Here is a 13,207-nt window from a genome sequence, read left to right as displayed (position 1 = left end):
CCCGGGGGGACGCCTAGCGGAACGTATCTGCGCACTCCCCGAGCCCCGGCCTTCGCACACCGCGACACTCCAGTCACGCTACGCTCACGTGGATTCCGGTGCAGACCGGCAACAGGACACCAGACCCGTACACGACCGACAGCTCACCCAGGCACCCGCACTTCACGGCAGAACGGCACAAGGCGACGAATGCCCCAGCACACCTCCGGGTCCGACCGGGCGGCGATCCCCCCAGCCGCCCGCGACGGTGGCAGCGTGCGGCCGCCCGCTCCCTCGACACTCGACGAGCTGTGGCGGTCGTACAAGGCGACGGGGGACGAGCGGCTGCGTGAGCAGCTGATCCTGCACTACTCGCCGCTCGTGAAGTACGTGGCGGGGCGGGTGAGCGTCGGGCTGCCGCCCAACGTGGAGCAGGCCGATTTCGTGTCCTCGGGGGTGTTCGGACTGATCGACGCGATCGAGAAGTTCGACATCGACCGGGAGATCAAGTTCGAGACCTACGCGATCACCCGGATCCGGGGCGCGATGATCGACGAGCTGCGGGCGCTCGACTGGATTCCGCGGTCGGTGCGGCAGAAGGCGCGCAACGTGGAGCGGGCGTACGCCACGCTGGAGGCGCGGCTTCGGCGGACGCCGTCGGAGGGGGAGGTGGCCGCCGAGATGGGGATCGCGGTGGACGAACTCCACGCGGTCTTCAGTCAGTTGTCGCTGGCCAACGTGGTGGCGCTGGAGGAGCTGCTGCATGTGGGGGGCGAGGGCGGGGACGGTCTGAGCGTCATGGACACGCTGGAGGACACCGCCGCGGACAACCCCGTCGAGGTGGCCGAGGACCGGGAGCTGAGGCGGTTTCTGGCCCGGGCGATCAACACGCTGCCCGAGCGGGAGAAGACCGTCGTGACGCTCTACTACTACGAAGGGCTCACGCTTGCCGAGATCGGGAACGTGCTCGGGGTGACCGAGAGCCGGGTGAGCCAGATCCACACCAAGTCGGTGCTCCAGCTGCGGGCGAAGCTGGCGAGTTTTGGACGGTGAGCCGGAGCGGGCGGCCGGGAGACTCCCGTCGTGGGTGGCGCGTCCGTAGAGTGGTTGACGTGCCAAGGATTCGAGCGGCCTCCGTGGCCGAGCACCGGTCGATGCAGCGAGCCGCCCTGCTGGACGCGGCTCGTTCCCTGTTGTCCGAAGGTGGGACGGAGGCGCTGACGTTTCCGGCTCTCGCTGAGCGGACGGGGCTTGCCCGGTCGTCCGTGTACGAGTACTTCCGGTCCCGGGGGGCCGTGGTCGAGGAGCTGTGCGAGGTCGACTTCCCGGTCTGGGTCGCGGAGGTTTCCTCGGCGATGGAGCGGGCGGAGTCGGCCGAGGGCAAGGTCGAGGCATATGTGCGGGCACAGCTGGCCTTGGTGGGGGACCGGCGGCATCGGGCCGTGGTCGCCATTTCCGCGAGCGAGCTGGACGCGGGAGCCCGGGAGAAGATCCGGGCCGCGCACGGCGGGCTGGTCGCGATGATCGTCGAGGCGTTGCGGGACATGGGGCACGCGCAGCCGCGGCTGGCGGCGATGCTGCTGCAGGGCGTCGTGGACGCGGCCGTGCGGCGGATCGAGCTGGGGGCGGCGGAGGAGCCGACCGCGATCACGGACGCTGCGGTGTCCATGGCCTTGCGAGGGGTCCGGGGCTAGGGGGTGTTTTGAAAGTCCCGTGCGGTGCCCGCGGTGTTCGGTGCGTGCCCTCGGCGTGCCGGACGAAGGCCCTCGTACTGGACGTACTTGGGTCTTTGGCCGGTGCGGCGAGGGTGCGTGCCGGGCGCCGTGGGTGCTGTGCGGGACTTTCAAAACACCCCCTAGGGCCGGAACGTCGGCTTCACGGGAGCGGTACTCCCAGCACCGGCAGCAGTCTCGACGGTCCCCTGTTCAGCAGGGACAAGGGGTTCAGGTAGGTGTCGTCCCGCAGCAGGCCCCAGTGGACGCATGCCGCCGCGCAGTGGGACGCAGGGCCACTCGCCGTGCCGACCACCTGGCCTGCCCTCACCTCGTCTCCCTTCGTCACCTCCGGGTCGATCGGCTCGTACGTCGTTCGGAGGGGTGGGGCGCCGGTGTTCTTCAGTTCGATGGAGAGCACACCTCGTCCCGCCACCTGCCCCGCGAAGAGCACTCTGCCCGCCGTCACCGCTCGTACTGGAGTGCCCGCCGGGGCTGCCAGGTCCACCCCTCGGTGGCCTCTGGCATAGGGCGTCGGCGGGGGCTCCCAGCCGCGCAGGACCGTGGGGCCGGGCACCGGCCAGGTCACCGCCGTCGGGCGGCCCGAGGCGGCGTCCGTCGCCGTGAAAGACAGGGGCGCCTCAGGCCCGGCCCCTCCCGGCACCAAAGTCGTCAGCGCCAGTACCGCCGTACCCGCGCATCGTTTCGCTCGCATGCCCACAGACTCGCGCCACCACCGTCGATCATGGCGTGATCTGTGGACCACTCCCCGGTTGTGGACAGCGGCGTCACCCGGTGCCTTCTCGGTCCCGTACACTTCTTCTGGCGATCCGGGTCACCGGGTCGACTTCGCACGCCCCGACATCGGGTCGACAAAACGACCCGTGTCAGCGCTCCTCGGTCCTTCGTGGCACGGCGCATGTGGGCGTCAGGCGCGGGAGCCGTCCGGCATCCGCGGCACAACCGAGAAACTCAAGGAGAACGGCCATGGCCGTCGTCACGATGCGGGAGCTGCTGGAAAGCGGCGTCCACTTCGGTCACCAGACCCGTCGCTGGAACCCGAAGATGAAGCGCTTCATCTTCACCGAGCGCAACGGCATCTACATCATCGACCTGCTCCAGTCGCTGTCGTACATCGACCGCGCCTACGAGTTCGTCAAGGAGACCGTCGCCCACGGCGGCACGGTCATGTTCGTCGGCACGAAGAAGCAGGCGCAGGAGGCCATCGCCGAGCAGGCCACCCGCGTCGGCATGCCCTACGTCAACCAGCGCTGGCTGGGCGGCATGCTCACCAACTTCTCCACCGTCTACAAGCGTCTGCAGCGCCTCAAGGAGCTTGAGCAGATCGACTTCGAGGACGTCGCCGCTTCGGGTCTGACCAAGAAGGAGCTCCTGGTCCTCTCGCGTGAGAAGGCCAAGCTGGAGAAGACCCTCGGTGGTATCCGCGAGATGCAGAAGGTGCCCAGCGCCGTCTGGATCGTGGACACCAAGAAGGAGCACATCGCGGTCGGCGAGGCCCGGAAGCTCAACATCCCGGTCGTCGCCATCCTCGACACCAACTGCGACCCCGACGAGGTCGACTACAAGATCCCGGGCAACGACGACGCGATCCGCTCCGTCACCCTGCTCACCCGTGTGATCGCCGACGCCGTCGCCGAGGGCCTCATCGCCCGTTCCGGTGTGGCGACGGAGGGCAAGGGCGAGAAGGCCGCGGGCGAGCCGCTCGCCGAGTGGGAGCGCGACCTGCTTGAGGGCGAGAAGAAGGCCGAGGAGGCTCCGGCTGCCGCCGAGGCCCCCGCCGAGGCCGCCGCTGAGGCCCCCGCCGAGGCCGCCGCCGAGGCGCCCGCCGAGGCCGCTGCCGAGGCTCCGGCCGCCGATGAGGCTCCGGCTGCCGAGGCCGAGCAGGCCTGACCCGTCAGCGTCAGGGTTGACGGCGGGGGCGGTGACATCAAGTCCGCCCCCGCCGTTCACCCGTAGGTCAGCGGTGGGTCGTCGGTCCGCGACTACATGTGGATCGCAGACTCCGCAGATCTTCGATCTTCCAGACTTCGAGAAAGATTTCGAGACTCATGGCGAACTACACCGCCGCCGACGTCAAGAAGCTCCGTGAGCTCACGGGCGCCGGCATGATGGACTGCAAGAAGGCGCTGGACGAGGCCGAGGGCAACGTCGACAAGGCCGTCGAGGCGCTCCGCATCAAGGGCCAGAAGGGCGTCGCCAAGCGCGAGGGCCGCTCCGCCGAGAACGGCGCCGTGGTCTCCCTCATCGCCGACGACAACACCTCCGGTGTCCTGGTCGAGCTGAAGTGCGAGACGGACTTCGTCGCCAAGGGTGACAAGTTCCAGGCCGTCGCCCACCAGATCGCCGAGCACGTCGCCAAGACCGCCCCGGCCGACATCGAGGCCCTGCTCGCCTCCGAGATCGAGGCCGGCAAGACCGTCCAGGCGTTCGTGGACGAGGCCAACGCCAACCTCGGCGAGAAGATCGTCCTCGACCGCTTCGCGCAGTTCGCCGACGGTTTCGTCTACGCCTACATGCACCGCACCATGCCCGACCTGCCCCCGCAGATCGGTGTCCTGGTCGAGCTGGACAAGGCCGACGCCGAGCTGGCCAAGGGCATCGCCCAGCACATCGCCGCCTTCGCGCCGAAGTACCTCTCCAAGGACGAGGTCCCGGCCGAGGTCGTCGAGTCCGAGCGCCGCGTCGCCGAGGAGACCACCCGCGCCGAGGGCAAGCCCGAGGCCGCCCTGCCGAAGATCGTCGAGGGTCGCCTCAACGGCTTCTTCAAGGACGCCACGCTGCTCGGCCAGCCGTACGCGCTCGACAACAAGAAGTCCGTCCAGAAGGTCCTGGACGAGGCCGGTGTCACCCTGAAGCGCTTCACGCGTATCAAGGTCGGCATCTGAGTCCGTACCGCGATCGACGCTCGACCCCGATAGGGTCGACAGCAGTCGTCCGCGTACGCCGTCACTTGTGTGGCGGACGACAGCAGATCTGACGAGGAGGCCATTGCCGCGCATGGGACACGAACCAGTTCCCATCGGCAGTGGCCTTCTTCGTATGTGCGACCCGTTCAAAGAATTGAGAATTCCATGACCACCAAGGCCCAGAAGAGCGACGACGGCAAAGTACGCGGCCGGTATCTGCTGAAGCTGTCCGGAGAGGCCTTCTCCGGCGGTGGCGGCCTGGGCGTGGACCCGGACGTGGTGCACAAGATCGCCCGCGAGATCGCGGCCGTCGTGCGCGACGGCGCGCAGGTCGCGGTCGTCATCGGCGGCGGCAACTTCTTCCGTGGCGCCGAACTCCAGCAGCGCGGCATGGACCGCGCCCGCTCCGACTACATGGGCATGCTCGGCACCGTGATGAACTGCCTCGCCCTCCAGGACTTCCTGGAGAAGGAGGGCATCGACAGCCGGGTCCAGACCGCCATCACCATGGGCCAGGTCGCCGAGCCGTACATCCCGCTGCGCGCCGTGCGCCACCTGGAGAAGGGCCGTGTGGTCATCTTCGGCGCCGGTATGGGCATGCCGTACTTCTCCACCGACACGACCGCCGCCCAGCGCGCCCTGGAGATCGACGCCGAAGCCCTGCTGATGGGCAAGAACGGCGTGGACGGGGTCTACGACTCCGACCCGAAGGCCAACCCGGACGCGGTCAAGTTCGACTCCCTCGGCTACGGCGAGGTCATCACCCGGGACCTCAGGGTCGCCGACGCCACCGCCATCACGCTGTGCCGCGACAACAAGCTTCCGATCCTGGTGTTCGAGCTTCTGGTGGAGGGCAATATCGCCCGCGCCGTCAAGGGTGAGAAGATCGGCACGCTTGTGGGTGACCAGGACAGCCGGGACTGACAGGCAAGACCTACGGACCCTGACCGGGGGATGGACAATGTCCTGCGGGTCGGGAACCGTGCAGGAAGAAGACGCGACGCAGCCGGCCGCCGCCCCTCAGGAACCGCAGCCGGGCCTACTCAAGACACGCAGGAGCAAGTGGTGATCGAAGAGACCCTCCTTGAAGCCGAGGAGAAGATGGAGAAGGCCGTCGTGGTCGCCAAGGAGGACTTCGCCGCGATCCGCACCGGCCGTGCGCACCCGGCGATGTTCAACAAGATCGTGGCCGACTACTACGGCGCGCCGACGCCGATCAACCAGCTGGCCTCGTTCTCCGTGCCGGAGCCGCGCATGGCGGTCGTGACCCCCTTCGACAAGAGCGCGCTGCGCAACATCGAGCAGGCGATCCGCGACTCCGACCTGGGCGTCAACCCGAGCAACGACGGCAACATCATCCGTGTGGTGTTCCCCGAGCTCACCGAGGAGCGCCGCCGCGACTACATCAAGGTCGCCAAGGGCAAGGCCGAGGACGCGCGCGTGTCCATCCGCTCGGTGCGCCGCAAGGCCAAGGACGCGATCGACAAGCTGATCAAGGACGGCGAGGTCGGCGAGGACGAGGGCCGCCGGGCGGAGAAGGAGCTCGACGACTCCACCCACAAGTACGTGGCGCAGGTGGACGAGCTCCTGAAGCACAAGGAAGCGGAGCTGCTCGAGGTCTGATGAACGACTCTTCCTGGGGAGCGCCGCCACAAGCCGGGTACTGGGGGCCGTCTGACCAGGGGCCTGTCCAGGGGGCTGCCCCGGCGGGTCCCGCGTACGATGCGCCTGAGGCGCAGCACACTCGCCCCATGCCCATCGTGCCCGACGTACCGTCGTATGGCGGAGACCAGGATGACGACCGGGGGGCCGCTCGGCTGAGTGGCCCCCTGTTCCGCGACGAGACGCCGCGGGCGCAGCCCCACGGGAACGCGCCGCAGAATCCGGAGCCCATGCACGACGCCCCGCAGCCTGCGCCCCGACCGCAGAAGAAGAGCGCGGGGCGCGATCTGGGTGCGGCGATAGGGGTCGGTATCGGGCTCGGCGCGGTGATCGTCGCCTCGCTGTTCGTCTACAAGGCCGTGTTCGTCGGCGTCGTGGCCGTCGCCGTCGTCGTGGGTCTGTGGGAGCTGACCAGGCGGCTCGACGAGCGCAAGGGCATCAGAGCGCCGCTCGTGCCCCTCGCGGTCGGCGGTGCCGCGATGGTCGTCGCCGGTTACGTCCGGGGCGCCGAGGGCGCCTGGGTGGCGATGGCGCTGACCGCGCTGGCCGTCCTGGTCTGGCGGATGACGGAACCGCCGGAGGGCTACCTCAAGGACGTCACCGCGGGCGTCTTCGCGGCCTTCTACGTTCCGTTCCTGGCGACCTTCGTCGCGATGATGCTCACCGCCGACGACGGCCCGGCCCGGGTGCTGACGTTCCTGCTGCTGACGGTGGTCAGCGACACCGGGGCGTACGCGATCGGCTGGCGCTTCGGCAGGCACAAGCTCGCCCCGCGCATCAGCCCCGGCAAGACCCGCGAGGGGCTGCTGGGGGCGGTTTCGTTCGCCATGGTCGCGGGCGCGCTGTGTATGCAGTTCCTGATCGACGACGGCGCCTGGTGGCAGGGCCTCGTGCTCGGCCTCGCGGTGGCGGGCAGCGCCACGCTGGGCGACCTCGGCGAGTCGATGATCAAGCGTGACCTCGGCATCAAGGACATGGGCACGCTGCTGCCGGGGCACGGCGGCATCATGGACCGCCTGGACTCGCTGCTGCCGACGGCGCCGGTCGTCTGGCTGCTGCTCGTGCTGTTCGTCGGATCCGGCTGAGCGTCGTATCCGTCCTGGACGAGCCCCCGCCTCGGCGGGGGCTCGCCTGTTCAGTCGGGCGGTCCGGTGGGACGATTTGGGTGTACGCCCTCAAAAAGGGAGTTCAACCATGTCCGTCATCCGAGAATCCATCGACGTCGACTGCACGCCCGAAGACGTCTACGCGTATATCACCGACCCCTCCCACCTGCCCGAATGGCAGCTGAGCGCCGTCAAGGCGGAGCCGCTCGAAGAGGGGCCCCTGCACCCCGGTTCCCAGGTCCGGGTCACGCGCCGTATCGGCAACCGTGAGATCCCGATGACCGTGGAGTTCGACGACCTCGTCCCGGCGCGCAGCTGGGATCTGCACGGGGTCACGGGGCCCGTGCGGCCCCGTACCCACGGTTCGATCGAGCCGCTCGACGACGGCCGTCGCTCCCGCGTGACGATAGAGATCGACTTCGAAGGACACGGTCTGGGCAAGGTCCTGGTGCCCCTCGTCGTCCGTCCCCAGGTCCGCAAGGAGCTTCCGAGGGACGAGGCACTCCTCAAGGAGAGGCTGGAGGGGACCACGGCGTAGGTCCTTTCGGCGGACCGGTCCCGCGGGCGGTCGCCAAGGTCCGCCCCCGGGTCGGCTACATCTGTTTCCGAGGCGCCGCCAGCGTGCGGAAGTGTGCTGCAAGTGGTGTGAGGCACCGGTCCCGCAGCCGCCCGGACGCCTCCGCAGACGCCGCTACTGCGGCAAGGCGCACCGCCGCCGGAGCCGGATCCTGGAAGCCGTCCTCACCTTCTTCGGCAGTCTGCAGGCGGCCGCCCGGGGTGGTATTGCCGGGTGGGAGGGCCTGGTCAATCGATCTGCGACACTGGTACGGCCATGCCTAAGCCCGGAGAACTCACATTCGTCGCCCCGCGCGGAGTCAAGAAGCCGCCGCGGCACCTTGCCGATCTTTCGCCCGCCGAGCGTAAGGACGCCGTCGCGGCGGTCGGGGAGAAGCCGTTTCGTGCCAAGCAGCTCTCGCAGCACTACTTCGCGCGGTACACCCACGACCCCGAGCAGTGGACCGACATCCCCGCCGGGGCGCGCGGCAAGCTGCGCGAGGAGCTGTTCCCCGAGCTGATGACCGTCGTACGGCATCTGTCGACCGATGAGGGGACCACCCGTAAGACGCTGTGGCGGCTGTTCGACGGGACGCTCGTCGAGTCCGTGCTGATGCGGTACCCGGACCGGGTCACCATGTGCATCAGCTCGCAGGCCGGGTGCGGGATGAACTGCCCCTTCTGTGCCACCGGGCAGGCCGGGCTGGACCGGAATCTGTCCACCGCCGAGATCGTCCATCAGATCGTCGACGGGATGCGGGCCCTGCGGGACGGGGAGGTCCCCGGCGGGCCGGCTCGGCTGTCCAACATCGTCTTCATGGGCATGGGCGAGCCGCTCGCCAACTACAACCGGGTCGTGAGTGCCATCCGGCGGCTCACCGATCCGGAGCCCGACGGCCTTGGGCTGTCCCAGCGTGGCATCACCGTCTCCACCGTCGGTCTCGTCCCGGCCATCAACCGGTTCTCCGACGAGGGCTTCAAGTGCCGGCTCGCGATCTCGCTGCACGCGCCCGACGACGAACTGCGCGACACCCTCGTCCCCGTGAACACCCGCTGGAAGGTCCGCGAGGTCCTCGACGCAGGGTTCGAGTACTCCGCCAAGTCCGGACGCCGGCTGTCCATCGAGTACGCGCTCATCCGGGACATCAACGACCAGGCCTGGCGCGGTGACCGGCTCGGGCGGCTGCTCAAGGGCAGGCCCGTGCATGTGAACCTGATTCCGCTGAACCCGACTCCGGGCTCGAAGTGGACCGCCTCCCGGCCCGAGGACGAGAAGGCCTTCGTCGAGGCCATCGCCGCCCACGGCGTGCCGGTGACGATCCGGGACACCCGTGGTCAGGAGATCGACGGGGCCTGTGGTCAGCTCGCGGCCACCGAGCGGTAGTCTGATCGTCGTACGTACATCTTCAATATCCGACAGGGGAGCGCGACAGCGCTGAGAGTGCGGCGATCGGGCCGCAGACCCTCTGAACCTCGCCCAGGTCATTCTGGGTAGGAAGTTCGGTCATCACCGTGAACAACAAGAAGCATCTGGCTGCCTTCGTCGGCCTCGGTCTCGTCGTGCTGTCCGCGTGCGGGTCGTCCGGCGACGGCGAGTCCGCCGGCGGCTCCAGGACTGTCACCCTCGTGAGCCACAACTCGTGGGCCGTCTCCAAGAACGTCCTCGCCGCCTTCGAGAAGGAGTCCGGCTACAAGGTCAAGGTCCTGGAGGACGGCGACGCCGGGCAGGCCGTCAACAAGGCCATCCTCACCAAGGACAACCCGCAGGGTGACGTTTTCTTCGGCGTCGACAACACCCTGCTGTCCCGGGCGCTCGACAACGGGCTCTTCCAGCCGTACGAGGCGAAGGGCCTCGAACAGATCGACGCCGGCTTCCAGCTCGACAAGGGCGAGCACCGGGTCACGCCGGTCGACTACGGCGACATCTGCGTCAACTACGACAAGCAGTACTTCGAGGACCGCAAGCTGACCCCGCCGGCCTCCCTCGACGACCTGATCAGGCCCGAGTACAAGAACCTCCTGGTCACCGAGAACGCATCCACCTCCTCACCAGGACTCGGCTTCCTGCTCGGCACCGCCGCGCAGTACGGCGACGACGGCTGGCCGGACTACTGGAAGAAGCTCAAGGCCAACGGCGTGAAGGTGGTCGACGGCTGGGAGCAGGCCTACAACGAGGAGTTCTCCGGCTCCGCCGGTGGCAAGGCCGCGAAGGCGGACCGGCCGCTCGTCGTGTCGTACGCCTCCTCGCCGCCCGCCGAGGTGATCTACGGCGACCCGAAGCCGACGACCGCTCCCACCGGGGTCGCGGAGGGCACCTGCTTCCGGCAGATCGAGTTCGCGGGCCTGCTGAGCAACGCCAAGAACAGCGAGGGCGGCAAGGCGCTGATCGACTTCCTGGTCAGCAAGAAATTCCAGGAGGACATGCCGCTGAACATGTTCGTCTACCCCGTGGTCGAGGAGGCGAGCGTGCCCGCGGAGTTCACCACGTACGGGCCCGCGGCCAAGGACCCGCAGACCATGGACCCCGCCAAGATCGCCGAGTATCGCGATGAGTGGGTCAAGTCGTGGACCTCGCTCGTACTGAAGTAGCCGGCCGGACCAGGCATGCGGCGCGGCTGGGCCTCATGGCCCTGCCCGTCGCGTTCTTCGGCGTCTTCTTCGCCTACCCTGTCGCCGCGATCGTCGCGCGCGGTCTGCGGGTCGACGGGGGATGGCAGCTCGGCCGGATCGGGGATGTCCTGAGCCAGCCGGACATCCGGCACGTCCTGTGGTTCACCACTTGGCAGGCCCTCGCCTCCACCGCGCTGACCCTGCTGATCGCGCTGCCCGGCGCGTATGTGTTCGCCCGCTTCGACTTCCCCGGCAAGCAGATCCTGCGGGCCGTGGTGACAGTGCCGTTCGTGCTGCCGACGGTCGTCGTCGGTACGGCCTTCCTGGCGCTCGTCGGGCGCGGCGGACTGCTCGACGAGTTGTGGGGCGTACGGCTGGACACGACCGTATGGGCGATCCTGCTGGCGCATGTCTTCTTCAACTACGCGGTCGTCGTGCGCACCGTCGGAGGGCTCTGGGCGCAGCTCGACCCTCGGCAGGAGGAGGCGGCGCGGATGCTCGGGGCGTCGCGCTTGACGGCGTGGCGGCAGATCACCCTCCCGGCGCTCGGCCCGGCCGTGGCCGCCGCCACCCTGATGGTCTTCCTGTTCACCTTCACCTCCTTCGGTGTCGTGCAGATCCTCGGCGGCCCGACCTTCTCCACCCTCGAAGTGGAGATCTACCGCCAGACCTCCGAGATCTTCGACCTGTCCACGGCCGCGGTCCTCACGATCGTCCAGTTCGCGGCCGTCGGCGGAATCCTCGCCCTGCACGCCTGGACCGTACGGCGGCGGGAGACCGCCCTGCGTCTGGTGGACGCCTCGCAGACCGCGCGCCGGCCGCGCGGGGCCGGGCAGTGGGCGCTGCTGGCCGGGGTCCTCGCCACCATCGCCGTACTGCTTCTGCTGCCGCTCGCCGTGCTGGTGCAGCGGTCCCTCGGCGCCCCCGACCTCGCCTACTACCGGGCGCTGACCTCCGCCGACGGCGGAGTCTTCCTGGTCCCGCCGATCGATGCGATCGGCAACTCGCTGTCCTACGCCGTCGTCGCCACCGCCATCGCCGTGCTGATCGGAGGCCTCGCCGCCGCCGCGCTGACCCGGCGGGACGCGGGCCGGTTCGTACGGGGATTCGACGCGCTGCTGATGCTGCCGCTCGGGGTGTCCGCGGTGACCGTCGGATTCGGCTTTCTGATCGCCCTGGACGAGCCGCCGCTGGACCTGCGGGCCAGCTGGATCCTGGTGCCGCTCGCGCAGGCGCTGGTCGGGGTGCCGTTCGTCGTACGGACCATGCTGCCGGTGCTGCGAGCCGTCGATCACCGGTTGCGGGAGGCCGCGGCCGTGCTCGGGGCGTCGCCGTGGCGGGTGTGGCGGGAGGTGGATCTGCCCTTGGTGCGGCGAGCTCTGCTGATCGCGGCCGGGTTCGCTTTCGCCGTATCGCTGGGGGAGTTCGGGGCGACCGTGTTCATCGCGCGGCCGGACAATCCGACGCTGCCGGTCGCCGTGGCCAAGTTGCTCGGGCGGGCCGGGCAGCTCAACTACGGCCAGGCGATGGCCCTTTCGACGATTCTGATGGTGGTGTGCGCGGTGGCGCTGCTGGTGCTGGAGCGGCTGCGGACCGATCGGACGGGGGAGTTCTGATGCTGCTGAGCCTGGAGAACGCGACCGTGCGGTTCGGCGGGCGGGCCGTGCTCGACGCCGTGGATCTGTCGGTCGCCGAGCACGAGGTGGTGTGCGTGCTCGGGCCCAGCGGCAGTGGCAAGTCGACGCTGCTGCGGGCGGTCGCCGGTCTGCAACCCCTCGACTCCGGGCGGGTGTTGCTCGACGGGCGTGACCAGAACGGCATCCCCGCGCACCGGCGTGGGGTGGGGCTGATGTTCCAGGACCACCAGCTCTTTCCGCAGCGGGACGTGGGCGGGAACGTTGCCTTCGGGCTGCGGATGCACGGGGCGTCGAAGCGGCAACAGGCCGACCGGGTCCAGGAGTTGCTCGATCTCGTCGGACTTCCGGGGGCCGCCGGCCGGGCCGTCGCGGCCCTCTCCGGCGGCGAGCAGCAGCGGGTGGCGCTGGCCCGTGCGCTGGCGCCCAGGCCCCGGCTGCTGATGCTCGACGAGCCGCTCGGACAGCTCGACCGCTCGTTGCGGGAGCGGCTGGTGGTGGAACTGCGGGAGCTGTTCACTGAGTTGGGCACGACCGTGCTGGCCGTGACGCACGACCAGGGCGAGGCCTTCGCACTCGCCGACCGGGTCGTGGTGATGCGGGACGGGCGGATCGCCCAGGCGGGTACGCCACTGGATGTGTGGCAGCGGCCGGCGGACGAGTTCGTGGCCCGCTTCCTCGGTTTCGACAACGTGGTCCCGGCGACGGTCACCGGGCAGGCCGCCGACACACCCTGGGGCAAGCTGCCGGTGCCCGACGACACCGCCGAGGGCAGCCGCACGCTCCTCGTCCGGCCCGCCGGGGTCCGCCTGGTGGCGGCCGACCAGGGCCTGCGCTGCACGGTGGCCGCGCGGACCTTCAAGGGCACCCATGTCGCCGTGCACCTGCAACCCGAGGACGCCCCCCGGTTGGAGGCGGCGTGTGCGCTCAGGGAGGCGCCGGAGGTCGGGGAGGCGGTCGGGGTGGAGTTCGAGGCGGCCGACATCGTGCTGCTCGGGTGATCGACCGGATCATGTGGGAGC

General features: G+C 69.3%; 13 protein-coding genes and 1 riboswitch. Of the genes, 12 read left to right on the top strand and 1 reads right to left on the bottom strand.

All coding sequences use genetic code 11. The features are described from left to right. Positions 1-189: 189 nt before the first annotated feature. Positions 190-1,032 carry an RNA polymerase sigma factor WhiG gene (gene whiG, locus RMT89_RS28560; protein ID WP_315886656.1) on the top strand — a complete coding sequence of 281 codons (843 nt, stop codon included), beginning with the start codon at positions 190-192 and terminating at the stop codon, positions 1,030-1,032. Positions 1,033-1,115: 83 nt separating this feature from the next. Then, entirely contained in the window at positions 1,116-1,673 is a 558-nt protein-coding gene (locus RMT89_RS28555) for a helix-turn-helix domain-containing protein (protein WP_315886696.1), read from the top strand. A 181-nt stretch (positions 1,674-1,854) separates the two neighbouring features. Here the strand turns inward: RMT89_RS28555 and RMT89_RS28550 are convergent, their stop codons facing one another. Further along, positions 1,855-2,406 (bottom strand): M23 family metallopeptidase, encoded by a 552-nt coding sequence (locus tag RMT89_RS28550; RefSeq protein ID WP_315886655.1) that lies wholly within the window; start codon positions 2,404-2,406, stop codon positions 1,855-1,857. Positions 2,407-2,678: 272 nt separating this feature from the next. Between RMT89_RS28550 and rpsB the strand changes: the two genes are divergently transcribed. The 10 genes from rpsB to RMT89_RS28500 all read left to right on the top strand — a co-directional run bounded on the left by rpsB (position 2,679) and on the right by RMT89_RS28500 (position 13,186). Beyond that, a complete protein-coding gene (gene rpsB, locus RMT89_RS28545) occupies positions 2,679-3,602 on the top strand; it encodes a 30S ribosomal protein S2 (protein WP_315886654.1) in 924 nt (307 codons plus the stop codon). A 158-nt stretch (positions 3,603-3,760) separates the two neighbouring features. Beyond that, positions 3,761-4,597, top strand: coding sequence for a translation elongation factor Ts (gene tsf, locus RMT89_RS28540; protein ID WP_315886653.1), 837 nt, complete (start codon positions 3,761-3,763; stop codon positions 4,595-4,597). Between the two features lie 186 nt (positions 4,598-4,783). Continuing rightward, the gene (gene pyrH / locus RMT89_RS28535) at positions 4,784-5,542 is read left to right on the top strand and encodes a UMP kinase (protein WP_315886652.1); all 759 of its coding nucleotides are present in this window, start codon (positions 4,784-4,786) and stop codon (positions 5,540-5,542) included. Positions 5,543-5,683: 141 nt separating this feature from the next. Further along, positions 5,684-6,241: a ribosome recycling factor gene (gene frr / locus RMT89_RS28530; RefSeq protein ID WP_186286237.1), complete on the top strand. Its 558-nt coding sequence runs from the start codon at positions 5,684-5,686 to the stop codon at positions 6,239-6,241. Continuing rightward, entirely contained in the window at positions 6,241-7,365 is a 1,125-nt protein-coding gene (locus RMT89_RS28525) for a phosphatidate cytidylyltransferase (RefSeq protein WP_315886651.1), read from the top strand. The genes frr and RMT89_RS28525 overlap by 1 nt, the downstream gene beginning before the upstream one ends. 109 nt (positions 7,366-7,474) lie before the next feature. Next, positions 7,475-7,924: an SRPBCC family protein gene (locus RMT89_RS28520; RefSeq protein ID WP_315886650.1), complete on the top strand. Its 450-nt coding sequence runs from the start codon at positions 7,475-7,477 to the stop codon at positions 7,922-7,924. Positions 7,925-8,218: 294 nt separating this feature from the next. Next, positions 8,219-9,325: a 23S rRNA (adenine(2503)-C(2))-methyltransferase RlmN gene (gene rlmN, locus RMT89_RS28515; RefSeq protein ID WP_315886649.1), complete on the top strand. Its 1,107-nt coding sequence runs from the start codon at positions 8,219-8,221 to the stop codon at positions 9,323-9,325. Positions 9,326-9,349: 24 nt separating this feature from the next. Next, positions 9,350-9,457, top strand: a riboswitch (TPP riboswitch). Beyond that, positions 9,454-10,530 carry a thiamine ABC transporter substrate-binding protein gene (locus tag RMT89_RS28510; protein WP_315886648.1) on the top strand — a complete coding sequence of 359 codons (1,077 nt, stop codon included), beginning with the start codon at positions 9,454-9,456 and terminating at the stop codon, positions 10,528-10,530. It overlaps the preceding riboswitch by 4 nt. A 35-nt stretch (positions 10,531-10,565) precedes the next feature. Next, positions 10,566-12,167 carry an iron ABC transporter permease gene (locus tag RMT89_RS28505; RefSeq protein ID WP_315886647.1) on the top strand — a complete coding sequence of 534 codons (1,602 nt, stop codon included), beginning with the start codon at positions 10,566-10,568 and terminating at the stop codon, positions 12,165-12,167. Further along, positions 12,167-13,186 carry an ABC transporter ATP-binding protein gene (locus RMT89_RS28500; RefSeq protein ID WP_315886646.1) on the top strand — a complete coding sequence of 340 codons (1,020 nt, stop codon included), beginning with the start codon at positions 12,167-12,169 and terminating at the stop codon, positions 13,184-13,186. Before RMT89_RS28505 ends, RMT89_RS28500 begins: the two co-directional genes overlap by 1 nt. Positions 13,187-13,207: the final 21 nt, after the last annotated feature.

Source organism: Streptomyces sp. P17, assembly GCF_032436805.1.
GTDB lineage: Bacteria > Actinomycetota > Actinomycetes > Streptomycetales > Streptomycetaceae > Streptomyces.
The sequence above is the reverse complement of the archived record's forward strand: the minus strand, read 5'-3'. Positions and strand labels throughout refer to the sequence as shown.

Excerpts from the sequence above, each read along its gene's own strand:
- whiG (WP_315886656.1), top strand. The coding sequence starts at position 190 with ATGCCCCAGCACACCTCCGGGTCCGACCGGGCGGCGATCCCCCCAGCC.
- RMT89_RS28550 (WP_315886655.1), bottom strand. The coding sequence starts at position 2,406 with ATGCGAGCGAAACGATGCGCGGGTACGGCGGTACTGGCGCTGACGACT.
- rpsB (WP_315886654.1), top strand. The coding sequence starts at position 2,679 with ATGGCCGTCGTCACGATGCGGGAGCTGCTGGAAAGCGGCGTCCACTTC.
- tsf (WP_315886653.1), top strand. The coding sequence starts at position 3,761 with ATGGCGAACTACACCGCCGCCGACGTCAAGAAGCTCCGTGAGCTCACG.
- pyrH (WP_315886652.1), top strand. The coding sequence starts at position 4,784 with ATGACCACCAAGGCCCAGAAGAGCGACGACGGCAAAGTACGCGGCCGG.
- RMT89_RS28525 (WP_315886651.1), top strand. The coding sequence starts at position 6,241 with ATGAACGACTCTTCCTGGGGAGCGCCGCCACAAGCCGGGTACTGGGGG.
- RMT89_RS28520 (WP_315886650.1), top strand. The coding sequence starts at position 7,475 with ATGTCCGTCATCCGAGAATCCATCGACGTCGACTGCACGCCCGAAGAC.
- rlmN (WP_315886649.1), top strand. The coding sequence starts at position 8,219 with ATGCCTAAGCCCGGAGAACTCACATTCGTCGCCCCGCGCGGAGTCAAG.
- RMT89_RS28505 (WP_315886647.1), top strand. The coding sequence starts at position 10,566 with ATGGCCCTGCCCGTCGCGTTCTTCGGCGTCTTCTTCGCCTACCCTGTC.
- RMT89_RS28500 (WP_315886646.1), top strand. The coding sequence starts at position 12,167 with ATGCTGCTGAGCCTGGAGAACGCGACCGTGCGGTTCGGCGGGCGGGCC.